We start from the raw sequence: 25,623 nt of genomic DNA, 5'->3' as shown, positions 1-25,623 counted from the left end.
GCCTCCTTTCAAAGTAAAGTTTATACTTAATCAAGAAATATGATAAACACTGCGGAGTTGCAGCTTATCTTTAAATGCATTAAGACTTAGACGTTCACTTAGACTTTCTTTTTTAACTGTTATCGTTTTACTATCACCTGAAGATAAATCAAAATAATTATCACTAAACTTACAATCCGCAGTCTTTAAATCAACCTCTACAAATTTAGCAAAGGCTTGTGAAGAAACATTTATCTCATAAGCATCTGTTCTTTCTGAAACGTCATATGTTAATTCAGGGTTTAAAAAGATAAAATGCTTTGGTTTTGTGAACATTAAAGTTGTTACGGTCGTTTGTTCTCCGTTTACAAATAATGTACACTCAAGATATGTTTTTCTCTTATTTTCTTCTGATAAAAATTCACCTAGTGATAGCTTCTCGCATTGTTTTGCAAATAAATGGTCAACTTCCGTTTGAACAGATCCCTGAGCTAGGATTTTAGAATTGTTTATCCGCAGCTTCCATTCAATACGAGCATTTATCTTAGATAAGGAATCGTTTGTTACATGAATCTCAACATCCGAACCATCTTCTCTTAATGACATTAAAACTGGAGCATAAAATTTCTTCGCAAAATAATGAAGAGCCTTCCAGCGTCCAAAATAATCGATACTTGACCACGATGCAACTGGCCAGCAGTCATTCAACTGCCAATATAAAGACCCCATACAGCGTCCACGATTTCGTCTCCAATGCTCAACACCATACTTTATTGCTTCTGCTTGAAGCAGCTGTGAAGCATAGAGTAAGGAATCGAAATCCTTTGGGTATAAAAAATTCTCAGATAAGTAAAATAAAATCTTTCCGTTTGCTGCACCATTTTTTTGATGTTTTTCCATGACGTAAGAGAATATATTTCGATCTTCCGGTTCTGTAAAGGTGTTAATCGTCTTCATAGATGGGAAGGATTGAAATCCAAATTCAGAGCAGAAACGGAAATGATATTTTTCATACTCAGAAAAAGGCTTTAAACCATGCCATACTTCCCAGTAATGCATATCTCCTTCATTAGGATTTCTAGGTTCGTTAAAACCTCCACCTGAAGAAGGGGACGATGACCAGTAATACGTTTGCGGATCCAACTCTTTGGCAAGCTCCGGAATGATGTGTTCAAACAACTTTATGTAATCTGCTTTATGTTTATAATCATCAACAGGCATATCTCCCCAATACACCCAAGCTTCTTCCACCTCGTTATTCCCACACCAAATACCTAAACTGGCATGGTGTCTTATTCGCTTTACATTATCAATTACTTCTTGTTCAACATTCTTTCTAAAGTCATCATTTAAATCATACACACTACAAGCAAACATAAAATCCTGCCAAACAATAATTCCTTTTTGGTCACATAAGTCAAAGAAATAGTCTTCAGGATAGATACCTCCACCCCAGACACGAATCATATTAAAGTTTGCTTCAACACAGTCATCTATTAGCTGTTCGGTGCGATTCTTTGAATTACGGGCAAGGATATTATCTTCTGGGATATAATTTGCACCCATAGCAAAAATTGATAACCCATTCACTTCAAACTCAAATGATTTTCCCCATTGATCTGGTTCATGCTTAACTGTTATTGTACGAAGTCCAATATTTATGTTCTTCTCGTCCAAAATCCCTGCTTCATTGGAGGTATTGATCTCTAGTTTATATAGAGGCTGTTCACCATAATTATTCGGCCACCATAGCTGTGGATTTACCACATTAATAGTAATATTCTCTTCACCTTGTGCGTCTTCAAGTTTAATTAATTCTTCATCACCTGAAGGACTTGTTAATTTCACCTTCAAAGAAAGCGGTTTATCTGAATCTGTTTCGACTTTAACTCGAATATTCACTTCTACCTCTTTTTCTTGATGGTCTTGTGTTACATAAACATCTTCAATACGACCATAATTCCAGGCAAGAAGAGTAACATCTCTCCAAATTCCTAAGTCTGGGATTTGCGGCCCCCAGTCCCAGCCAAACATACTATGACCTTTTCGAATATGAGGATAGCCTTCAATTGCATCTTCAACTCCCCATAGTTTTTCTTCCTTTTGCTTTTTTGTAATATATTGTATTGGTGAGAATAACGTAACTTCCAATTTGTTCAGCCCAGCCGCCAAATATGGTTTAACATCCATCTCATATACACGATGCATATTAGCTGTCTTCGCTATACTCTTTCCATTGATTTTAATTTCTGTAAGGGTATCCAAACCATCGAAACGCAAAACAAGGTAATTGTATTGTAAAATTTCCTTTTCTACTATAAATTCGCGTGTATACTCATAATCCTTCGAGGCAATCTCACTCGAAAAGCGTTCATTGTCTCGATAAAATGGATCGTCAATTGCGCCATGGCTTAAAAGATCATTCATGACAGAGCCAGGAACCACTGCCTCGTAAGTTTTCGAATTATCTAAACTCTTCAAAAGCCATGCACCATTTAAGTCAATCTTTCTCATGATTTCCCTCCATTTTGCACTCTAAAAGATTAAATATTTATGAAATTCTTTCTCTTAATAGTCAGACCTTTAACTAAGTTTTACAAAAGTTTTCAAACAAAAAAGGTAGTTCTCTTTTTATAGTGAAGACTACTACCTTTTAACTCCTATGCCTATTATTTTTGAGAATAATAGTTTTTAATCACCTTTTCAGCTGGCTTTCCAAAAACAGCATAATCATCATCTTTGAAAGCCTCTTTTTCATCATGTAGAAGTGCTTTCCAATCCCAAAGACCAAAACCTAATACCCAGTCTCGTTTGTTTGTTTTTTCAAACATAACTTGAAAGTATTTTTTTTGGGCTTCCAAATCAATTTCTCCCTCTAAGTTCCAGTCATTCGGCACATATGGAGAATTTGATCGGCTTGGGCACCCGGCTTCCGCAAAAAAGAATGGTTTATTATAAGGCTTAATAATCCCCTCAATCCTATCTAATTGATTATCCCAATCGTTAATTGGGTAATAACCGCTAGATGAGATAACATCCACTGCATCCCACCACTTCACATTAGCCTCTTGATACTTATCCGTATTATATGTAATTGGACCTTCATAAGCAGTACGAACTTCTTTTATTAAGTTTCGCCATTCGTTTTCTCTTCTTTCAGTTTGCACCATTTCACACCCAACAATCATCATGTCACAATTTGTTTTTTGAGCAATCTTAGCGTAATGCATTTGATATTCTGTGTAGCTCTTAAACCATTCACTCCATTTAGGTTCACAAGGAACATCTAGATCAAAGAAGTTAATATGGGCTCTCCATGTGCCATCTTTACAATTAACAGTAGGTTTTAACATGACCTTCAATCCAAGTGATTGGGCAAAACCAATCATTTCAATTAGTTCTTCATCTGTGACCATGTGATCCCCTGAATAATCAATCTCAGTTGAATGGGCTCCATCTTGAAGGGCGGCAAGCGAAATAATCGCATACTCTGAATTCGTTCTTTCTTTTAACAGCCTCATTGATTCCTTCGCTTCTTCTTTAGCAAAGTCACCTATTCTACTCATCCAGCCATAGGTAAATCCTTTAATAAATTCCAAATTATTCTCCTCCTTAAAATTAGTAGTTCCCGCCGTATCACAGTAGATTAGGAGGAATTGCTTTTAAACAAATCGAGTTTAATCTCTAACAATCTACTTATTTTACCGATCCAGCCATACCATTATAGATATGCCTTTGTAGTGTAATAAAAGCAATAAGGGTTGGGATAATTGCTATTATGATCCCAGCACAAATGACTTCCCATTGTGATCCGTAAGGCCCTTTAAATTTAAATAATGCTGTTGATATAACATGCAGCTCCGTTTTCGGCATATAAAGGAAAGCTGTATAGAAATCGTTATAAACGTTGACTCCTTTAACAATAATAACTGTTACAATTGCCGGTTTTAATAAAGGTAAAATGATCTTGCGAAAAATAGTTATATATGATGCACCATCTAACATTGCTGATTCATCTAACGAAACTGAAATCGAATCCATAAATTGCAGGAATATATATACAGCAATAATATCAGTACTCATATAGAGTATAATTGCCGCCCATCTTGTGTTAAAAAGGCCTAATTCATTTATTATCTGAAAAGTTGAAACTTGAGTTGTAACTGCTGGGATTAATGTCGCTAAAAGAAAAGCACCCATCAATAGTTTGCTTCCTCTAAAATTAAACCGATGTAAAACAAATGCGATCATTGAACCAGTTAACGTTGCCCCAATGATAGATAAAATCAAGATAAACGCAGTATTCATAAATCCGGTCATCATGTTTCCCTCAACAAATGCTCTTGTATAATTTTCAAAGTTCAACCAATTTTCAGGTGGAGTAAGAGGTCCGGTTGCTGTATATTCCTCCCCAGTTTTGAATGATGCAAAAAATACTACAACAATCGGAATTAACGCAACAAATGCTCCAATGATTAGGGAAGCGTATTTGAATACATTACTTAATGCGTTTTTAAGTTGATACATATCTAGCCACGCTCCTTAAATATTACTCTCTGGAGAACAGTTACCAAGATTACAATCATTAGCAATACAACAGCCATTGCAGAACCTAATCCTACCTTACCGTACTTAAATGCTATATCGACTGTTTGAATAACGAATGTTTTACTGCCATTTGAACCCCCTGTCATGATATATGGAATCTCAAAGGCTGATAAAGCACCGCTTATCGCTAGAATCAAATTCAATTCAATGATTCTGCGAATACTTGGCAAAATAATATATCTAAACTGATGCCATTTATTAGCACCATCAATTTCAGCAGCTTCATAAACTTCTTTTGAAATAGAAGAGATGGCCCCTAAGAAAATAATAAAATTGAAGCCCATGTATCTCCAGACTGATGTACCTGCGAGAGAGATATTAATCACATCCGGATTACCTAACCATTGAGTAATAAGACCAGTTAGTCCAATCACATTTAACACTGTATCTAATGTTCCTTCTGGTCGGAAGAAGAACAAAAACATAAATCCAATTGCAACCCCATTTAGTAGATATGGAAAAAATAGTACTCCTTTAAAGAAATTCTTCATTCTAACGTTAAAACTAAGAATAGTAGCAAAATATAGCGCTATTCCCATTTGAACAAACGTAGCAGCAAAATAATATAAACTTACTTTAAAGACAACAAAATACTCCGGATCTGTAAAAATCGCCACATAGTTTTCAAAACCAACTAACTCCTTGTCACTAAACCCATTCCAATCAGTAAAACTGTAGTAGAACATATTTGCTACCGGTAAATAGGCAAAAGTGATAAGCAATGCTACCGGTACCAGTGAGAAAAGGATAATGATCACCCTTCTTTGGGCATTGTATGATAGATTTGAAAATTTAAACATGTGCTGCACCTCCCGGTAGGAATTTGGAAACTCGACTTATCACCAGAACTTGATGGCGTAGCCTGCTAATTCTTCTTTTACTATTTTTTGAAATAGACTCTTTGTCTTATATTTTAGTATCTGTGGGAGATTGTCTTTTAAAAGGACAGATCCTTTAATTACCTTATGTATTAGTATGAAAGACAAGAAAAGTGCATTGATCCGCACTTTTCTTGTATTAAAGCCTTTAATTACTTACCAACAATTTTATCGTAAGCTTCGTTCCAATCAGCATTAAGCTCAGCCATGATATCTTTAAATGACTCATCACGGTTACCAATTGCAGCTTCTACAATGCGTTTAGGCTTGTCTTCTAGCCATAAACCAACTTCTGCTTCTTTATCAATTTTATCAAGCAGCCCCTCTTGGCCTTCTTTAGCAGGAGTTAATAGTTCGAAAGTAACACCTTGTTCCTCATATTTCTTTAAATCCTCTGGTAGCGGAACATCTTTGGCTGCACTAATTCCACCAGCCTGCTCTACTGAATATCCTGATTCATGGATGAACCAGTCCACCCATGCTAAAGCCGCTTCTTTACTTTCACTATGTTTATTTACACCAATTTGATAGTCTGCACCTAATGGGAAAATTACTTTATCTGCATTTGTTGGGAATGGCATGTAACCAATGTCGTCTGGGTTTTCTGCTACACCCTTAATTTGGTCAATTGCCCAAGATCCTAACACCATTGTTGCAATTTCACCTTTACCGATCATTGCTTTTGAAGATTCCCAGTCAGTCGTTAACGGATCAGCTTCAATTAAGCCTTTTTTTGCAACATCATACATAAGATTCCATAGTTCAAACTGTGGCTTACCTTCTGTTAATTGATCTTTTCCATTCACCATTGTTTGGCTAGAGTAGGCAGGATCACCTGCTACAGTCGTTACGTTACCCTGCCATTGTGTCAAAGGCCATCCAGCTGCATAGTTCGTGTATAGAGGAACAGCATCGGTGTTCTCTTTAATTTTTTCTAAAGCTGAAATGAACTCATCCATTGTTCGTGGAAGTTCATTTATACCAGCTTCTTCAAATACTTTCTTATTATAAACAACACCATTATAAGTGATAGCAACCGGAATACCATAAACTGTACCATCAACTGCTCTTTCTTCTACACCCATATATTTTTCTCCCATTTCTTTAAGAGAACCAAGCGGCTCAAAGAAGTTTGGTATATCCTCAATCGGCACTTGAGTAGGGAGTAAAAGAACATCACCATATTCTTCTGTGTTCATACGTGGCGTAATTTGACCGCCATAATCTGTTAAAGCTTCAAAGTTCACTTCTACATTTGGATATTTCTTTTGAAACTCTTTTGCGTACTCAGGAAATACAGTATTAACAATATCAGTTCTTTGGGAAATGAAAGTAATTTCTCCTTTAATCTCTTTTGGATCTTTTTCTCTCCAGTTTTCACTCTTTTCTTTACCGCCTTCGGCATTTTCTGATCCTGCACCTGACGATGAACACCCTGTAAGTGCTGTGAAAACAGCAAGGACCATCACCATTAGTAAACTAAATAACTTACTTTTTTTCATCTTTCTCTTCCCCCTTGTTATTTATTAAGTTACCGTATAACTTTCAAATTTATTTTATATTGATAACGCTTTCTTGTCAAACACTTTTAAGTAAAAATTACTTTCTTAGTCTGTTTTATTAGCTAACTTAAAGTGGTTAATATTAAGTTTTTTCTAAAGTAAATATTCATCCTAATAACTTTTATAATTTTCAATTAAAATCCTCAAAAAAACCACCAGCAAAAAAAAGCTAGTGATTAAGTATCAGTTTTCAATTATTTTATGGAATGTAAATAGTACACCCAATCCGAATAAAAACGGTCCAAACGCGATAAAAAACGCAAAATTATAATTAATACTCATGTACATTAAAACAAAAATGACGATAATTGATACCGTGTTCAATGGATGTTTAAAAATAGAGAGAAACCCTAAAATATTTCCATTTTTAGCATTCATCCCTTTAAACGCAATAAGCACAGTACTGTATACCAAGACTAATAATGTCAATAAAAACAAATATACAATTAGCATAATTGGTACAAGAAAAGCTTCATTTTCAACTGTATTTATAAAAAACAATCCCGAATATAAAAGGATGAAAATAATCATATAAATAAATGAAGGAAGTTTAAATTTTTTATACAGCATGCGGTACTTTTGGTAGAGCTCTCTCACGGTCATATTTTGTATATCATCGTTACCCGTATTAATGTCCTTTAACACAAGAAATAAAGCACATAGTGAAGGAATAAGGCTATAAATAACAAGGCCTTTGAATAAACTTACCCAAAAATAGAAACTTGTTTGAAAATACTTATAGAGGGTCTGAAAAAACGTCATGAATTTGCTGTTCATATACTTATCTCTATCCTTTTAAAAAAATATTCTAAGATCATAGTTGGATTTCAATATTTTCTAAAAGAAAAACAAGGCATCATTCCACCTTGTTTTAAATTTCACTGACCGAATTTCTATATATAATTTTCCCTTTGACTAATACACGGCCGAATGTTTTAGATTGATCTTTTATTTTCTCAAGCACAAAATTAACCGCATTAATAGCCATTTGTTCGATGTCCACTTCGACAGTTGTTAAAGACGGATCTGTGATTGTTGCGTAAATATCATTATCAAACCCGACTACCGAACAATCTTGCGGTACTTTGTATCCGACTTCTTTCAGTTTCTGGACTAGATTGTGAGCTACTTGGTCACAATTACATACGAAAGCAGTAGGGAGAGTTTCCGGTAACTCAATATCAATATAAGAACCATTTTCATCCCGGTCATTAATAACATATTCTTGTTTCAAAATACAATTATGCTCTAGTAAAGACTTATAATATCCTAAAAACCGGTCTTGAATACTGCTGGTCGAATATAGATTACCAACATACGCAATTTCCTTATGACCATTGCGGAATAAGTAATTTGTAAGCTCATAAGCTGCATAAAAGTTATCTGTTATAACGGAATCAATCTCTGCATGCTCATCATAAAAATCCAGAAAAACTTTCGGCAGCTCCATTTGCTGTATTTTCTCAATATAACTTTTCCTCACCTGACCTAAAATGATAAATCCATCGACCTTGTTCTCATTATAGATCCTAGGGAGGTTTAATTGTTTTTCATCACTAAGGCTCAATATATGAAGAATTCCATAATAACCTTGGTTCTCTAATATCCGCGTTATACTTTTATACACATTTAAATAAAACGAAGACTGTTCAGTACCTGCAAATCGCTCAGGAATGATTACTCCTATATTATAAGATAATCCTTCCTTCATAGATTTTGCCATAGCATTATATCGGTATCCCATTTCTTCAGCAAGAGCTTTTATTCTTAACTTAAGTTCTTCACCGACACCTTCTTTATCATTAAGTGCTTTGGACACAGTCACACTGCTAACTCCTAATTTGTCAGCTATATCTCTCATCGTTACGTTGTTTTTCACTTTTGTCTCCCTTCCATCCAATTAACTTTTGATAACTATTTACATACTACACGATTACAGAAAAACTTTGTACTTAATGCCTTAGTTAATTGCATTTTTTAGTCCGTTATTAGTTAGCTTCAATTAATTTCATATTTTTTTTAATTAAATCTGTACGTTGCGCAGAACAATCTAAAGATCGGAAAGGATCTTCAGGAGTATTAAATGTATAATCGACTAATTTGTCTATTGTCGTCGTTGCAACATGAATTCTAGTATCGCTTGATGCATAATAAATAAAGACTTCATTCTTTTCATTTACCACCGCACCATTACAGAAAATCACATTTGATACATCGCCTATACGTTCTTCATCATAAGGTGCAAGAAAATGTCCTCCTGGTGTTGCAATGACCTTTGAAGGGTCCTGTAAACTTGTTGCAATAGTATACAGAACATAACGCAGACCAGCGGCAGTATTTCTAACTCCATGTGCAATGTGAATCCAGCCTTTGTCTGTCTTTATTGGCGCAGGACCCTGACCGTTTTTGACTTCATATACAGTATGATATCTCTTTTCATGCATTACAGTTTCGTGATTTACAATAGGATTTAATACATCATCGCAAAGTGCAAATGCAATTCCTCCACCAGATCCTGTTGAAATAAATCCATCTTGAGGACGGGTATAGAACGCATATTTACCATCAACAAATTCTGGATGCAACACTACATTTCGCTGTTGCGGAGAAGGAGTTTGTACATTTGGTAGTCTATGCCATTTCTTTAAATCCTTTGTACGTACTAAGCCTGCTTGAGCAATAGCACTGGATGTATCAAATTCAGAAGCTTCAGGGTCCTTGCTTTCTGAACAATAAATTCCATATATCCAACCATCTTCATGTTGGACAAGTCGCATGTCGTAGATATTTGTTTCTTTTTCGTAGATATTTGTTTCTTTTTCGTCGATATCTTCCCAAGTAAGTGGAGTTTCGATAAACCGAAAATTATCAATTCCGCTTTCACTTTCTGCAATAGCAAAAATTGACTTTCGATCTGCCCCCTCCATGCGCACAATTAAATAATATTTATTATTTAGATAGATAGCCCCTGGATTAAATGCTGCATTTACGCCCAGCCTTTCCATAAAGTATGGATTTGTTTCTTTATTTAGATCAAATCGCCAATGTAACGGAACATGGTGACGAGTCACCACAGGATTTTGATATCGGTCATAAATTCCATTATAAAAATCTGTATTTTTTGCATTTTTCTTTTCTAACAATTCATTTTGTATATGTAATAAATCAAAGTACTTTTCATGTATCATTTTTCCGCCAACCTTTCCATCATCTCTAAACAAAATCTAGAGTTATGATACGGTGTTTTCCATGGTTCACCAACCGCTCTTTCAGTTGGACGTCCATCTGCCTCAACTGACCAAAACCACTCTCCGCCTTCACGTTGATCAACGATGTGGTCTTTAATATACGTCCATAGACCATCTACCAACTTTAAAAATCTCTCATCTTTTGTACGTTCGTAAGCATTTTGAAAACCGACCATAGCTTCTGCCTGAACCCACCATACACGCGTATAATCTATGTCTGAATTGTGTTGTTCATTTGCTAGAGATCCATCTTCAAGGATTGCAGCATCAGCAATGTTATAGGCAATATCAATGACCATTTTATCGTAACGTCGATCAGATATGTTTAATGTTTTCAATGCATCATCTATTAACCAACTTGCCTCAATATCATGGCCAAATGATTTTAAGTACAATAACGATTTCCATTTTTTATCGAAAAAACAATCTAAATAGTGTGTTTCACTGTTATAAATTTTTTCGTAAAATATCCCGACTAAATTTGTTAACCTTCTACAAACTTCTTCTGATTTAGATGCTTTATATAAATTTGTATATGCCTCAAGTACATGAAGGTGTGTATTAGTAGTAATATCCGCAATAACTCCATTTTCACTTAGCTTAACATTGGGAACCTCTATCCATTGACGATCAAACTCTTCTTTATAGGCATTGTTTGCTTCATCGTACCCGTAATTTTCTATTTGAGCGAATATTTTATTTGCATATTCTAATGCCTCAGGATTTTGTGTTGCACGGAAGTATTCACTTAATGCGTAGATCCCGAATGATTGTGTATATACATGTTTTTGAGGTTCTACGGGTTGACCTTTATAATCAACTTGCCAATATAGACCTTGATATTCATGATCATAGACTTTTTCAACCAAAAACTTATAGGCATGATGAGCACACTCTAAATACTCTGGCTGCTTAGTAATTCGATATGCCGCAGAAAATGACCACAAAAACCTCGAAGCAGCAATCCCGCCCTTATCAGCTTCTTTATCTATCGTTAAATCAAAGTTCACCTTTCCGAAGAAACCACCATATTTCTCATCTCTTAGTTTCATCCAAAAAGGTAAAATATGTGTATGTAGATGCTGTTCAATTTCTTGTTTTAATATAGACAATTATTAAACCTCCTCATCTTAAGTTTACCGATAACTTAATTTAAATGGTACTCTTTTACTTTATTATTGTCAATTGTTTAAAAGTAGATTAGTTAGAAGATTTATTCTTTAACATAAGAAAAACGCAAACCGCACGCCATTAGATTCAATCCCCGGCGCTTGGAACGATAGGCAAGTTATTTACAGTCATTGTATTTCATGATTTTTTGAAAAAAAAAAAAAAAACATTCAATGAACATTTTCACTGAATGCTTTATGCATATAACCATTTTGGTAAAAAGAGTTTTAAGAATATCAGACACCTATGGATGCGATAAGATTAGCTGTAAATGTCCTCTAAGAACAAAATCACCTGTACCATACGGCAGAATAAAATGATCCCCTTTTTTAAGACTATAAATACCTTCATCAGTGGCAATCTCACCCGAGCCATCTATAACGCTGCAAATGTAAAAAGATTGATCATGTGTGAATGCAGCAGACGTACTAATCTCCCATTTATATACTGAAAAGTACCTTTCTTTTACAAATGATATAATTCTGCCACCTTTAATGTTTTGGAATACTGGGCTTACATTTTGGTTTTCATGCGGTACGGTTATAACATCTAATGATTTACTGATATGAAGATCTCGTTTCATTCCATTCTGATCAGCACGGTCATAGTCATATACTCGATAAGTAGTATCAGAACTTTGTTGGGTTTCAAGAATCAAAACTCCTGTACATAAAGCATGGATCGTACCACTTGGTACATAAAAAAAATCTCCCGGTTTTACTTTTATCCTTTTCAGTAAATGCTCCCATCCTCCTGCATCAATTATTTTTCTTAATTCTTCTTTCGATTGCGCAGTATGACCAAAGATAATTTCAGCATTTTCCTCACAATCTATTACATACCAGCACTCTGTTTTCCCTAATTCTCCATCTTCATGTTTCTTCGCATATTCATCATTAGGATGAACCTGTATTGAAAGGTCATTATTTGCATCTAAAAGCTTTGTTAAAAGAGGAAAAACATCTCCTTCTAAATTCCCAAATAACTCTCGTTCACTTTCCCAAAGATCTCCTAAAGTTCTATTCTTATATACACCACCATTAACCACGCTTTGCCCATTTGGATGTCCTGACACCGCCCAGCACTCACCTGTTAATTCTGATTCGATATCATACCCAAATTCCGAACGAAGTTTAGTCCCCCCCCAGATTCTCTCTTTGAAAACTGGTTTTAAAAATATTGGAGTCTTCACATTATCCACAACCTTATGAGTAAAATAATAAAATAAGCTAATAGTTACCTAATTTATAAATTTAATTAAGTAACAAATTAACTATACATCTTACTAATAATAACTGTCTAACCTTTTCTTATACTTTCTTATTGGACACTCATAATCATTTTTTTAGAACAACCACAATTACTGGTTCCACAATAAAAGGACTCAATAAAAATTGACCTTTTATCAGCAGACTACCTCCTGCTGATAAAAGATCAAATTCAATGAGTCCTTCATTTTAAAAATATTAGATTTGATTAACCTTGCTCTGTCTTCTATTAATAGATACTATTAAACCTCCAGCAATAGTAAGAATACCTAGAAGCAGCCAGTTAAATTGATTTGTTGCGGTTTCCGGTAACTTAATTCCGTTTTTTTCCAATGTAACTTCTTTTGAAACGATAACAGAAGGCTTCTGTTCCCCGGAATCCTGGCCGCTTTCTCCCCCATTATTAGGATTTTGAACTCCCGGTTTCTCTCCACCAGTATCCTCACCAGGGGGCTGGGTTCCTGGATTTTCTGGTCCAGGATTATTGCCACAACTTTGATCCAACTTCTTCTTATTAGTAACTATTACTTCTGACAAAGTTAAAACTTGGGCAGCCTCTACTGTAATCCCAGCAATAGATGCGTTTTCTGCTACAATCTCCCCGTTTGTCAACGTTACATCATCAATATATACCGAAGCAATTCCTTCACCACTTGTAGGGATAATTTCAACTCCAACTGCTTTAACATCTTGTAAATTCTCAATTCCTTCTAATGGAAGTGTAATTGTACTGAATCCCGTACTGTCAATAGATACTACACCACTATCAGACCATCCCCATGAAGGTTGAACAAATAATTTAGCATCTGCTGTTCCAGTTGATAGTTTTACTTTTACACTCACGTATTCCTCGCCTGATAAATCTCTTGTTACTTCATCTCTTAAGCCGAGCTTTCCACCAGTTAAATCAACTGTAGTAGTTAAAGATTTTGTACCTTCAGCAGCCTCTAAATCTGTTGTTTCCACAGCAGGTTGTGGAGTCATGTTCTCGTTATAACCATATTTCCACCCTTGTACACCATCTTCAAAGTTGTAAAGAGTCATATTTGTTTCAGGCTCTGGCTCAATAGCTCCATTACTGATTAACTCAATATTATCTACGTAAGCCTTTGCTTTACCTGAACCAGAAGTCGGCTCAATTTTTATACCCATCGCCTTTACACTGTTACGGTTTTCCAGAGTTGCCAAATCTATTTGAAGCGTTTTAAATTCTGTATTGTCAATTTCCACAGCTCCGCTATCAGTCCAAGTCCATTCTGACCCTGTTTTGATATAAAGACGTGCATTTGCAGTCCCAGCTGATAATTTCACTTGTGCACTAATTTTGTCTACTGAGGACAAGTCAATTTCTTGCACCTTTGAAAACTCAAATCCCCCTGTACCTTCTAAATCAAATTCAGAAGACAACGATTTAACGCCTTTTACAGCCGCATCTTCTGTTACTGTTGCTTTTGTTGCATTCGCATTATTTTGTTCAATTACCCAACCTTGGTTGTCTTCCTCGAAGTTATATAAAGTCCCTGGTTGTTCTGGCATGCTCCCGGGACCTGATCCTCCATTTGGAACACCACCATTCCCGTCATTTGCAACTCTAATATCATCGAAAAATAGTGAACTATTCAACTCACTTGATAGGTCTTCCTGTGCATTAATATAAATTGAAAACTTGGAAACACTTAATAAGTTCTCTATTGTAATAATTTTACCGGCATTAGCTGTATCCCAGGGAGCAGGTGTGAATTCACTGAATGGCACTTTAACCATTCCTGCTTCTGTAGACGCTAATGAAGGATACGCTTCAAAGGAAATACCATCAATCTGAATCTGAATAACAAGCTTTTGTGCTCGTCCATCAGGAGTCAGCCAAAATTGCAGATGGTTATATTCTGACCAGTCAAGATTACCTAATGTCTTTGTAATACCAGTGTAACTACCAGGAGTTAACGTGTAATCATACTTCAATCCATATGTGCCTTCATTTTTATTTTCTTCATTAAGACCGATCGTTACGTTCCCGTTCGCTGCAGAAAACTCTGTTGCTAATGCCGCATCACTTCCAAGATAAGACTCAAAATCATCGATTAATGATGGATCATTTGGAGCTTCCGCAAAGACATTAAGCAGTTGAATATTGTCTACGTAAATTTCTCCGTCTTCCAAATTAAGTTCTCTTCCAATAAGAGATAAAGCGAGACTGGTTGCTTCTTCTGATTTTACTGAATCATCAAGATCAATTGATGCAAAAAATTGTGCATATTCAACTCCATTAATAGTCACTTTTTCAAGATCAGAGAATTGTTTAACAGTTGTTGCCTCACCATATTTTGTAGTCCAATCTGGCGGCAGCATAGCAATTCCAAGCAAACTAGCACTTGATGTTGAAGCCGCAACAGGAACAAGTGCATCAAATTTCACACGTTTAACTGACGATAAATCAATATTAGATAATTCTGTTAATTCTAATTTTAACTCTTGCCACGTTTGACTTTGCTGTAATCCACTTGTCTGTATCTTCAGTTTTCCATCTCCAGCTAATTGTGCATGCTCAATATTAGCAATTATAGTTTCTGGATATGCACCATTGCTTTTTACTCCATCTATATTTTCATCAAATGTATATTTCTTTATTTCTATTTCTGAAACCTTTACAATAACAGTACTTTTTTCTTCAATTACAGTACATCGATCAGACAATAATGCCTTTACTGTAATAGTGGCTGCTCCTCCATTTAGCGAAGCTGGCGGTGCCCAATCTGCCGTATAATACATTCCATCCTCATCTAATGTCATTGGAATTTCGTCTTTTGAACCTTCAACTGTATAAACTACCTGTTCTGGTGTATCGTTTAAAACTCTCACCCGAATTTTAGCGGGTGAAGTTTGCACTTCACTATTTAATGTAGGTGTTACAATATGCATAAATGGATTCTCTTTAGCCGTTTTGAATTTCCTTTTCCCATAAGGATTACCAACTTCATTCAAAAAAGCAGAATATGGATCTTCATAAAATTTCGTAAAGTCTGGTAATAACTCGTGATCTTCTCCACCTTCTGGAGCATTTTTATATCCTTTATATGGCACGAACAGGTTGCCGCCTAGAGCAAAGTTAGCCCAAGTCTGCATATATGAAACTTTCTTTGCAGCTGGATCCGACTTAATGGCATTTAAAATTTTTGTAAACCATTCAAGGTCACCATTTCCAGTTGTTTTCATCCCCTGAGGACTGTAACCGAATTCAGTAAATGCTGAAATTTTTCCTTTTTCCTCAGCTAACAGTGAAACCATCGCTAAATCATCAACAAGCTTCCTTATAAAACTCTCAGATCCAGGATTACTTTGATTGTCATATTGGTCTAATCCAATAATATCTACATAATCATCTCCAGGATATGTAGTTAAGTACTTCTCTGCATTTCCATCAAACGGTCCGTTCGGCGAGAAGGCATATAAGAAGTTCCTAACACCTTTTTTATCTCTTAAGTATTCTACTGTATATCGATAAAGCTCTTTGTATTCGCCAGCAGTAGTAGTTTGCGCTCCCCACCAGAACCAGCCTCCATTCTGCTCATGAAAAGGTCGGAAGATAACTGGAATTAATCCTCCCTTATCATCCTTTAAACCTTGAGCAAACAATGCTAAATTATCCAGCCACGCATTGAACTTGACATTCGCAGGGCCTCCAGGAAGGATGTCTGCAACCGCATCTTTACTACTTGTATCATTATAACGACCACCTGTAGAGAAATTTGGCGGGTGCATGCTCAATGCAACAATCCCGCCTAAATCATGTGCAGCCTTCATTGAAGCAATTAGATTCTGTCTATTTTGTTCATCAGTATTTTCAGATGAACCCGGCTTTTCATCACCATCTAAACTTAACGTATCCCAACCAAAGATCGCAGGATAATCTCCAACTGAATTTTTCACCTCTGATTGAGTAGACCCAACACGAGTGCCGCTACCGGTAATGGTTACCCCCTCATCTGTTGCATGCTGATGCCCAAATAATACCTTTTCTCCGCCAATATCTTGCAAATATGCGAACAAAGACCTCGTTTTGGCAGATGCATTTGAATCGACTAAATCAAGTACTCTTTTGCCCGAACTAGATGCAGCAAAGACAGATGAAAAACTTGAAAAAACTAATGCCATTGCCAACAAAACTGATGTTATCTTTTTTGATTTTCCCATTTTTTCCTCCCTCATAGATTTACTATTGACATACACAAAGCCAGCAATCATCGAACTTAAAAACCCTCACACTAATGATAGCGCTATCATTATAGAGTATTATACTAGGGTTAACTTAACAGTTAAAGTACATTTAATATTTTTTAACTTAATCAAGAACTTAAAAACTCGTATTTTTCCATAAAAAAATGACATATTCAGGCTAAATACCCAAAAAACTTTATACAATTTGTACTGATAACATTGATAATAAAGGGAAATAAGTCTTTATCCTTCTATTTAACTATTTTCTGAATTTTCTATCATTACTGTTGTCAAGCCCATCCTTTTCACTTACAATACTAAATAAATGAAGTTAACGTTAAGGTTTTTTATTATTCTAGTGAGGTATTTAAGATTTGGAGTATTCTCTTAAGCATTTGAAAGGAGGTTTATAAATTCATTTAATACGGTAACACTAAACTACTATTATGAGGTGATTTAATGTCAAATATCCTAAAATGCATAACAATATTTTCAACTACTATTTTAATCATTTTTACATCATCATTATTTTTCACGCCGGCTCCTGTAAAAGCTGCCAACGGATTTTATGTAAACGGAAACACATTGTATGATGCGACTGGCACACCATTTGTAATACGCGGGATAAATCATGCACATTCATGGTTTAAAAGTGATTCTCCAACTGCTATTCCAGCAATAGCAGAAACAGGAGCTAATACAGTTAGAATCGTTCTTTCAGATGGCAGCCAGTACGCAAAAGACGATATAACCACGGTAAGAAACCTCATTTCTTTGGCAGAACAAAATAATCTTATCGCTATTTTAGAAGTTCATGATGCTACAGGTAAAGATGATGCTGCCTCATTAAATAGTGCAATAGATTATTGGATTAGTATAAAAGATGCCCTAATAGGCAAAGAAGATAAGGTCATCATTAACATTGCTAATGAGTGGTTCGGGACATGGAATGGATTAATGTGGGCCGATGGATACAAGCAGGGAATTCCTAAATTACGAAATGCAGGTTTAACACATACACTAATTGTCGATTCAGCTGGATGGGGACAGTATCCTGCTTCGATTCATGATTACGGTAAATCTGTTTTTAATTCAGATCCACTAAAAAATACAATGTTTTCTATACACATGTACGAGTATGCTGGCGGTGATGCTGCAACAGTTAAATCTAATATTGATGGTGTTATAAACCAAGGCCTTGCCTTAATCATCGGTGAATTTGGTCATAAACATACTAATGGTGATGTTGATGAAGCAACTATTATGAGCTACTCACAACAAAAAGGTGTTGGTTGGTTAGCGTGGTCTTGGAAAGGAAATAGTTCTGAGTGGAACTATCTTGATTTGAGTAGTGACTGGACTGGAAACAGTTTGACATCTTGGGGTGATACAATTGTAAACGGCTCCAATGGTATAAAAGCAACTTCTGTACCTAGCCCTGTATTTGGCGGAAGTTCAGGTGGTACTGCTACAACACTATATGATTTTGAAGACAACATTGAAAATTGGTCAGGTACAAATGTATCAGGTGGTCCATGGTCAGTAACAGACTGGGCCATTAGTGGAAGTAAGTCTCTTAAAGCAGATGTACAATTAGGAAATAGCTCACAACACTCTTTGTTTGTATCGAACAGCCACAACTTAAACGGGAAATCAACTCTGATAGCAACTGTTAAGCATGCAGACTGGGGATCAATTGGTAATGGAATCATGGCAAAACTGTATATCAAAACTGGTTCAAATTGGACATGGTATGATGGTGATTCTATACAAATTAATTCAAACAGTACAACTTTATCTCTAAATCTATCTACTATCCCTAATTTAAGCAATGTTCAAGAAATCGGTGTTCAGTTCACAGGTGCCTCAAACAGTAGTGGTCAAACTGCATTATTCCTTGATAAAGTAACAGTGCAATGAAACGTTTAAATTTTTAGTAGACACAAAAAAACGTAATTCTCTTAAAGAATTACGTTTTTTTGTATGACCTGTGAGGGACTTGAACCCCCGACCCCTTCCCTGTCAAGGAAGTGCTCTCCCACTGAGCTAACAAGTCGCAATATGTAAGTGCTGCTGACAATTTTTATTATATGAGGATACGTGCGCAAAGTCAATGTTTTTTTGCGCACGCTCCTCGTTTATTTGATTGATGGCAGAAACTCAGAATCATAACCATCCAGAAAGTCTTCTGAAAAGTCCAGTAGTTCTTTTTCAATTGAAGATATTGTCTGTAATAGTGCTTCCGTAAAGTCTACTTGAGTATAATGAATGTGCGTTTCCCACTTCCATCTTTCGACTTATTTCCCAGACAATAATTTACATGACCAACTTCACATCTGTATGTTTTAATGGTCGGTGGCGCTACAGTCGGTGTGAGAAATTTTCCCTATTACTTCCCTGCACCCTTCTGTTTTCTTAAAATCAGAGAAAGGATGAAGCCGGCTGCCCATGCTGCCAGTGCTCCGGTTAGGGAGGGTAGAAACGATTGAGTTGATAAATACAGCCCTATGAAAGTTCCGATAGATAAGCCGATTGGAAGAAACCAGTTCAAGATAGCACCACCTATTATTGCTCTATGTCCTTTTTTTAGAACCAATCTAATATCTAATTCATTTACGCTTGCCCTGCTATACTCTGATCCTTGTCTTTCTTATAAAACATCTGCACAGCAAACAATCCGCCAAAAATAATTAATCCGATTGTATCAGACACACCTTCCGGATAAATCAGAAGCAGACCTGCTGCAATTGCAAGCAGTCTTTCAATCCAGTGCAGTTTTCTCATCCAGAAACCGATCATCCCGGCTCCGATCGCGATCATTCCTGATACAGCCGTGAAGACTACCCACGCAATTTCAGGTAGCGTTGTATCAATTAGCAGCATCTGCGGCTGGAGAACGAAAATGTACGGAATGATGAATGCTGCGATGGCCAGTTTTGCAGATTGTACTCCGGTACGAATCGGTTCTCCCCCTGATACTCCTGCTGCAGCGATTGCAGCAAGTGCAACCGGCGGCGTAATATCAGCAATGATTCCGAAGTAGAATACAAATAGATGAGCTGACAGGTCCGGATAGCCCAGGAAGATAATAGCCGGGGCCGCAATCGTTGATGTGATGACATAGTTTGCTGTTGTTGGTGAACCCATCCCAAGTATAAGGGCTGCAATCATCGTCAGGAAAAGGGTTGGAATAATAGCGCCGCCTGCCAAATCAATGAGGCCGTTGGCAAGTGTTAGTCCAAGTCCCGTTTTCGTGACGATCCCGACGATAATTCCTGCTGCAGCAGTTGCAGCGGCAACAGAAAGCGCAGATCTTGCTCCATCTACAAGTGCCAGCACAATCGCTTTTGGTCCCATTCGGGTATCTTTGTTAAACATCCCTGCTGCGATAGCTATGAGAATGGAATAAAGCGCCGCATGCATAACGGGTACTCCAATCATTAAGAAAACAATGATGGCCACAATCGGAAGCAGCAGGTAGATTTTCTTTGCGACTTCCTTCCGGTTTGGCATTTCCTCGTCTTTTAATCCTCTAAGACCGAGTCTTTTCGCTTCAAAGTGCGTCATGATCCAGACGCCGGTGAAGTAAAGAACTGCTGGTATGGCTGCCGCTTTTGCAATGTCCCAGTAAGTAATACCGTTGCCGATAAATTCGACCATCAGGAACGCAGCTGCTCCCATAATTGGCGGCATCAGCTGTCCGCCAGTAGATGCGGCTGCTTCAACTGCTCCGGCAAACTCTTTTTTATAGCCAAGCTTTTTCATCATTGGGATTGTAAAGGAACCCGATGTCACAACGTTTGCAACAGAGCTTCCGCTGATCGTCCCCTGCAGGGCGCTTGAGAAAATCGCCACTTTTGCCGGTCCGCCGACGCGCTTGCCTGCAATTGCTGCAGATAAATCGTTAAAATACTGGCCGACACCTGTCTGGATTAAAAATGAACCAAACAGAAGAAATAAGAAGATAAAGGTGGCAGACACACCAAGTGGCGTTCCAAGAATCCCTTCGGTTGTAAAAAACATGGTCTGCACAAGGCGCTCAAGGCTCAGTCCCCCATGCTGCAAGAAACCCGGCATATACTGTCCGAACAATCCGTAAAGCATAAAAATGACGGCAATGATCGTAATCGGCAGTCCAACAGCACGTCTTGTCGCTTCAAGGACGAGCAGAATGGCGATCAGGCCGATGGCAAAATCGGTAGATGTCAGGATGCCGACCCTCATGGCGATATCCCCCATAAATAATGGCCAATACGCACCGACCGCAATGCTCAGGAGCGAAAGAACAATATCAAGGGGACTGACCTGCCACCTTCCCGTTCTTTTTTTAGATTTCGTCATCGGGAATAAGAGAAAAATTAGTGATAAAGCAAAGCCTAAATGAACAGAGCGCTGAATTTGCGCGGTAAAGACAGAAACAATGGCTGTGTATAGCTGGAAGAGTGAAAAAGCAAGCAGCCCAAAAAAGACAATCCAGGCTACGATGCCTGTGAGCTTTCTGGTCGCAGATTCCGGGTCATACTTTTCCAGAATCGCCTGCTGTTCTTCTGCTGATAACGTTTTGTTTTCCTCACTCATTGATTTTCACTCCTTTCAAAAGCTGAAAAAGACTCATTTTGCTGCAGCTGATTCTGACCCATGTTCCCGGTCTTATGTAATCGTTCAGTTCATATTCCTTCCCATTCAGGATGACTCTGTGGTTTGCGACAACTTGTCCTGTGGCAAGATCGATGAACGGAAACCTTCTGTCCATATTTGACAGAATGTATTTTCCGTCTTTTCTCTCGAATGTTTCATTGCCTTCTGGTCCTGAAGGCATGCCGACAGCAAACGTTTCATAGGAAAGTTCAGTTTGTCTGATTTCCCCTTCAGATACTTTGTAAGTCTCAATAACATCGGTCAGATGAATAGAATGGGTGTATTTCATCTGAAAGTGATCATCATCTTCCATCATAAGATATGCGAGCAGACGGCCAGTATCTTCATATTGAAAGACAACGGCCTTAAAAAAAGGAAACAAGCTGATGAAAATGAGCACAATGATTGAGACAAGGATGGATATAAGCACTCTTTTCATCCCTTATTCCTCCATAATGAAGTGATAGACCGCAGAAATCTGCGGCCTATCTCACATCCTATTATTTCGATACGCCTTTTTCTTTAAAGTATTTCTCTGCACCAGGATGCAGTTTTAAATCGCCAATACCGTCAAGCGCTGTTTCTGCTTTAATCAGCTTTCCTTTTGCATGGGCAATTTTGTCTGTGTTTTCAAAAATGGATTTCGTGATTTCGTAAACGAGCTCCTCATCAAGCTCATCCTGTACAACAAGCATCGCCTTGACAGCTACTGTGTTCACGTCTTCACCAATTTTATATGTGCCGCTTGGAACAACATCCTCAGAGTAGAAAGGATATTTTTCGATCAGCGCTTTCACTTTATCTTCTTCAAGCGGTACAACCACTACTTTGTTTTGAGCTGAAAGGGTTTCAACTGCAGCAGTCGGTGTTCCTGCCGTAACGAACGCCGCATCGATGCTTCCGCCCTGAATGCCTTCAGTAGACTCATCAAATGAGAGGTTCTGCGCCTGAATATCCTCTACCGTCAAGCCGTGTACTTCAAGAATTTGAACGGCGTTAAGATAAGCTCCAGATCCGATTGCTCCTACTGAAACTTTTTTGCCTTTTAAATCTTCAACAGATTTGATACCGCTTTTATCTGTTGTGATCAGCTGAACTGTCTCATTGTAAAGTGTTCCAATGCCAAGAACGTTGTCAATTTTGTTGTCTTTGAACATGCTTTCGCCTGTAAGGGCATAAGTGGCAATGTCCGTTTGAGAGAATGCCATTTCAGCGTCGCCGCTTTTTAATGTCTGCATGTTTTCAACAGAAGCCCCGGAAGATTGAACCGTAGCTTTATAGTCTGTGCTGTCAGAGATAATATCACCGAAAGATCCGCCGAGAGGATAATATGTACCGCCTGTTCCTCCTGTCAGAATACGGAGCGTCTTAGGTTTTGATTCTCCTGAACCTCCACCCGAGCCGCTTGTACCCTCACTGCCTCCACAGGCAGCTGCAATCATGGCAACGGCAAGCATCATTACAACGAGCAAATATTTTTTCATGTCTTTCTCTCCCCCTCTATTTGTCATAAATTTGTAATATTACCATTTTTATATTAACATAGCAGGAAAGATAATTGTCAATTAATTCTTAAAATTAAAACAACATGATTATACATTTTGCATGAATTAAAAATAGTTCACTTCTGAGAGTCATATTGCTTTCTTATTATTTTTTTATTTAGTATAATTATAAACTGATAATGATTATATTCATCTGAATAGTCACAATCATTAACAGCAAGTACTCTTAAATGACTTTATCGGGAGGGAAATGAAAATGGAATCAAACAACAGCCAAGATCAAAAAAGCCACACAGCTGCAGGCCAGTGCCCTTTCACTGGAGCTCAGGGAGGTCACGCAGACAGTGCGATCACGACTTCAAGAAGTCCGCACGGTACAACGAACAAAGACTGGTGGCCGAATATGCTGAACCTTGGCATCCTTCGCCAGCATGATAAAAAATCTAATCCGTTCGGAGAGGACTTTAATTATAAAGAAGAGTTCTCAAAACTCGACTATGATGCTTTAAAGCAAGATCTTCATAATCTGATGACAGACAGCCAGGACTGGTGGCCGGCTGATTACGGTCATTACGGTCCGTTCTTCATCCGCATGTCCTGGCACGCAGCCGGTACATACCGGACAGCTGACGGCCGCGGAGGCAGTGCTTTCGGTTCCCAGCGTTTCGCTCCGCTGAACAGCTGGCCTGATAACGTAAACCTGGACAAAGCCCGCCGCCTTCTGTGGCCGATCAAACAGAAGTACGGGAACAAAATTTCCTGGGCAGATTTGCTTGTTCTGACTGGAAACGTGGCACTTGAGTCTATGGGACTGAAAACCTTCGGATTTGGTGCCGGCCGTGAGGACATCTGGCATCCTGAAGAAGACGTATACTGGGGAAATGAAAAGGAATGGCTCGCAGATAACCGCTATTCAGGAGACCGGGAGCTGGAAAATCCTCTTGCAGCCGTTCAGATGGGACTTATCTATGTAAACCCTGAAGGCCCGAACGGCAAGCCGGATCCACAGGGAAGTGCCCGTGACATCCGCGATACATTCTACCGCATGGGTATGAATGACGAAGAAACCGTCGCCCTGATTGCCGGCGGTCATACATTCGGTAAAGCTCACGGCGCAGGTGATCCGTCTCTTGTCGGAGATGATCCTGAAGCAGCAACACTTGAAACGCAAGGCTTCGGCTGGCTGAGTGAACACGGCAAAGGAAAAGGCCGCGATACAATTTCAAGCGGAGTTGAAGGCGCTTGGACAGCTAATCCGACGAAATGGGACAACGGTTATTTCGAGCAGCTGTTAGGCTATGAGTGGAAGCTGACTAAGAGCCCGGCCGGTGCCTATCAGTGGGAGGCAGTGGATCTTCCAGAAGATCACATGGCACCTGATGCGGAAGATGCATCCATCAAAGTGAAAACGATGATGACAACAGCAGATATGGCACTCCGTACTGATCCGGACTACGAGAAAATTTCACGCCGTTTTTATGAAAATCCGGCAGAGTTTGAAGATGCATTTTCACGCGCATGGTTCAAGCTGCTTCACCGTGACATGGGACCAAAAGTTCGCTACTGGGGTCCTGAAGTGCCGCAGGAAGATCTTATTTGGCAGGATCCGGTTCCGGCAGCTGATTACACATTGTCTGACGCTGAAATTCTAGACTTAAAAGAAAAAATCTTAGACTCAGGTCTTTCCGTGAGTGAGCTTATTAAAACGGCTTGGGCTTCTGCCAGCACATACCGCGGTTCCGATATGCGCGGCGGAGCAAATGGTGCCCGCGTGCGCCTCGCTCCTCAAAAAGACTGGGAAGCAAATGAGCCTGCCGAACTGGCAAGAGCTCTTGATGCCTATGAAAGCCTCCAGAGCCAGCTTGACAAAAAAGTCAGCCTTGCCGACCTGATTGTTCTCGGTGGAAGTGCCGCCATTGAAAAGGCAGCGAAGGATGCAGGCTTTGATGTTGTCGTTCCGTTTACACCTGGCCGCGGAGATGCCACTGCAGAACAAACAGACGTTGAAGGTTTTGAAGTGCTCGAGCCGGTATCGGACGGATTCCGCAACTATCAGAAAGCGGAATACTCCATCAGCCCTGAAGAAATGCTTGTTGATAAAGCACAGCTTCTTGGTCTGACAGCACCGGAGATGACCGTTCTTCTTGGAGGCATGCGTGTTCTTGGGACAAACCATGGCGGCACAAAGCATGGCGTGTTCACAGATCGCGTCGGTCAATTAACAAATGACTTCTTCGTCAATCTTTTAGACATGGGCATTGAATGGAAACCGGCCGGCTTTAACCAGTATGAAGGCCGTGACCGCAAAACAGGCGAAGTGGTGCGCACCGCCTCCCGCTTTGACCTTGTCTTCGGCTCCAACTCCATCCTCCGTGCACTTGCGGAAGTGTATGCACAGGACGACAACAAAGAGAAATTTGTCAATGACTTTGTTGCTGCGTGGGTGAAGGTAATGGATGCTGACCGATTTGATGTAAAACAATAATTGCGTGTTTAAGCCCGGTGGATCCCGTATCCGCCGGGCTATTTCTATTTTCGGGAAAAATAGTGCC

General features: G+C 38.4%; 16 protein-coding genes and 1 tRNA gene. 2 read left to right on the top strand and 15 right to left on the bottom strand.

Annotation, left to right across the window (positions count from 1 at the left end; translation table 11 throughout):
- Nucleotides 1-30 precede the first annotated feature (30 nt).
- The 10 genes from ACK1LH_RS05900 to ACK1LH_RS05855 form a co-directional block, all read right to left on the bottom strand.
- Entirely contained in the window at nt 31-2,493 is a 2,463-nt protein-coding gene (locus ACK1LH_RS05900; RefSeq protein WP_411334722.1) for a beta-mannosidase, read from the bottom strand.
- A gap of 155 nt (nt 2,494-2,648) precedes the next feature.
- Nucleotides 2,649-3,578, bottom strand: coding sequence for a glycoside hydrolase family 113 (locus tag ACK1LH_RS05895; protein WP_411334721.1), 930 nt, complete (start codon nt 3,576-3,578; stop codon nt 2,649-2,651).
- Nucleotides 3,579-3,675: 97 nt separating this feature from the next.
- Nucleotides 3,676-4,506: a carbohydrate ABC transporter permease gene (locus ACK1LH_RS05890; protein ID WP_411334720.1), complete on the bottom strand. Its 831-nt coding sequence runs from the start codon at nt 4,504-4,506 to the stop codon at nt 3,676-3,678.
- Nucleotides 4,507-4,508: 2 nt separating this feature from the next.
- A complete protein-coding gene (locus ACK1LH_RS05885) occupies nt 4,509-5,387 on the bottom strand; it encodes a carbohydrate ABC transporter permease (RefSeq protein ID WP_411334719.1) in 879 nt (292 codons plus the stop codon).
- Nucleotides 5,388-5,617: 230 nt separating this feature from the next.
- Nucleotides 5,618-6,967, bottom strand: coding sequence for an ABC transporter substrate-binding protein (locus tag ACK1LH_RS05880; RefSeq protein WP_411334718.1), 1,350 nt, complete (start codon nt 6,965-6,967; stop codon nt 5,618-5,620).
- A 931-nt stretch (nt 6,968-7,898) separates the two neighbouring features.
- Nucleotides 7,899-8,906: a LacI family DNA-binding transcriptional regulator gene (locus ACK1LH_RS05875; RefSeq protein WP_411334717.1), complete on the bottom strand. Its 1,008-nt coding sequence runs from the start codon at nt 8,904-8,906 to the stop codon at nt 7,899-7,901.
- Nucleotides 8,907-9,015: 109 nt separating this feature from the next.
- Complete coding sequence (locus ACK1LH_RS05870; RefSeq protein ID WP_411334716.1) at nt 9,016-10,215, bottom strand: glycosidase; 1,200 nt, start codon at nt 10,213-10,215, stop codon at nt 9,016-9,018.
- A complete protein-coding gene (locus ACK1LH_RS05865; protein ID WP_411334715.1) occupies nt 10,212-11,387 on the bottom strand; it encodes an AGE family epimerase/isomerase in 1,176 nt (391 codons plus the stop codon). Before ACK1LH_RS05865 ends, ACK1LH_RS05870 begins: the two co-directional genes overlap by 4 nt.
- A gap of 302 nt (nt 11,388-11,689) precedes the next feature.
- On the bottom strand, nt 11,690-12,637 hold the full coding sequence (manA, locus tag ACK1LH_RS05860; RefSeq protein ID WP_411334714.1) for a mannose-6-phosphate isomerase, class I: 948 nt from the start codon (nt 12,635-12,637) through the stop codon (nt 11,690-11,692).
- Nucleotides 12,638-12,911: 274 nt separating this feature from the next.
- A complete protein-coding gene (locus tag ACK1LH_RS05855) occupies nt 12,912-16,904 on the bottom strand; it encodes a glycosyl hydrolase (protein ID WP_411334713.1) in 3,993 nt (1,330 codons plus the stop codon).
- Between the two features lie 483 nt (nt 16,905-17,387).
- On the opposite strand from ACK1LH_RS05855, the gene ACK1LH_RS05850 reads away from it, so the two are divergent.
- Complete coding sequence (locus ACK1LH_RS05850) at nt 17,388-18,848, top strand: glycoside hydrolase family 5 protein (RefSeq protein WP_411334712.1); 1,461 nt, start codon at nt 17,388-17,390, stop codon at nt 18,846-18,848.
- A 64-nt stretch (nt 18,849-18,912) separates the two neighbouring features.
- Here the strand turns inward: ACK1LH_RS05850 and ACK1LH_RS05845 are convergent.
- The 5 genes from ACK1LH_RS05845 to ACK1LH_RS05825 form a co-directional block, all read right to left on the bottom strand.
- Nucleotides 18,913-18,984: transfer RNA gene (locus tag ACK1LH_RS05845), tRNA-Val, on the bottom strand.
- A 333-nt stretch (nt 18,985-19,317) separates the two neighbouring features.
- Nucleotides 19,318-19,479, bottom strand: coding sequence for a hypothetical protein (locus tag ACK1LH_RS05840; protein WP_411334711.1), 162 nt, complete (start codon nt 19,477-19,479; stop codon nt 19,318-19,320).
- A gap of 62 nt (nt 19,480-19,541) precedes the next feature.
- Nucleotides 19,542-21,506: a TRAP transporter permease gene (locus ACK1LH_RS05835; RefSeq protein WP_203289825.1), complete on the bottom strand. Its 1,965-nt coding sequence runs from the start codon at nt 21,504-21,506 to the stop codon at nt 19,542-19,544.
- On the bottom strand, nt 21,499-22,005 hold the full coding sequence (locus ACK1LH_RS05830) for a DUF1850 domain-containing protein (protein WP_411334710.1): 507 nt from the start codon (nt 22,003-22,005) through the stop codon (nt 21,499-21,501). The genes ACK1LH_RS05835 and ACK1LH_RS05830 overlap by 8 nt, the downstream gene beginning before the upstream one ends.
- A 61-nt stretch (nt 22,006-22,066) precedes the next feature.
- Entirely contained in the window at nt 22,067-23,050 is a 984-nt protein-coding gene (locus ACK1LH_RS05825; RefSeq protein WP_411334709.1) for a TAXI family TRAP transporter solute-binding subunit, read from the bottom strand.
- Between the two features lie 277 nt (nt 23,051-23,327).
- Between ACK1LH_RS05825 and katG the strand changes: the two genes are divergently transcribed.
- The gene (gene katG / locus ACK1LH_RS05820) at nt 23,328-25,556 is read left to right on the top strand and encodes a catalase/peroxidase HPI (protein WP_411334708.1); all 2,229 of its coding nucleotides are present in this window, start codon (nt 23,328-23,330) and stop codon (nt 25,554-25,556) included.
- The last annotated feature ends 67 nt before the right edge of the window (nt 25,557-25,623 follow it).

Origin of the sequence: Metabacillus indicus, from assembly GCF_046603695.1 — a bacterium.
Lineage (GTDB): Bacteria > Bacillota > Bacilli > Bacillales > Bacillaceae > Bacillus_P > Bacillus_P indicus.
The sequence above is the reverse complement of the archived record's forward strand: the minus strand, read 5'-3'. Positions and strand labels throughout refer to the sequence as shown.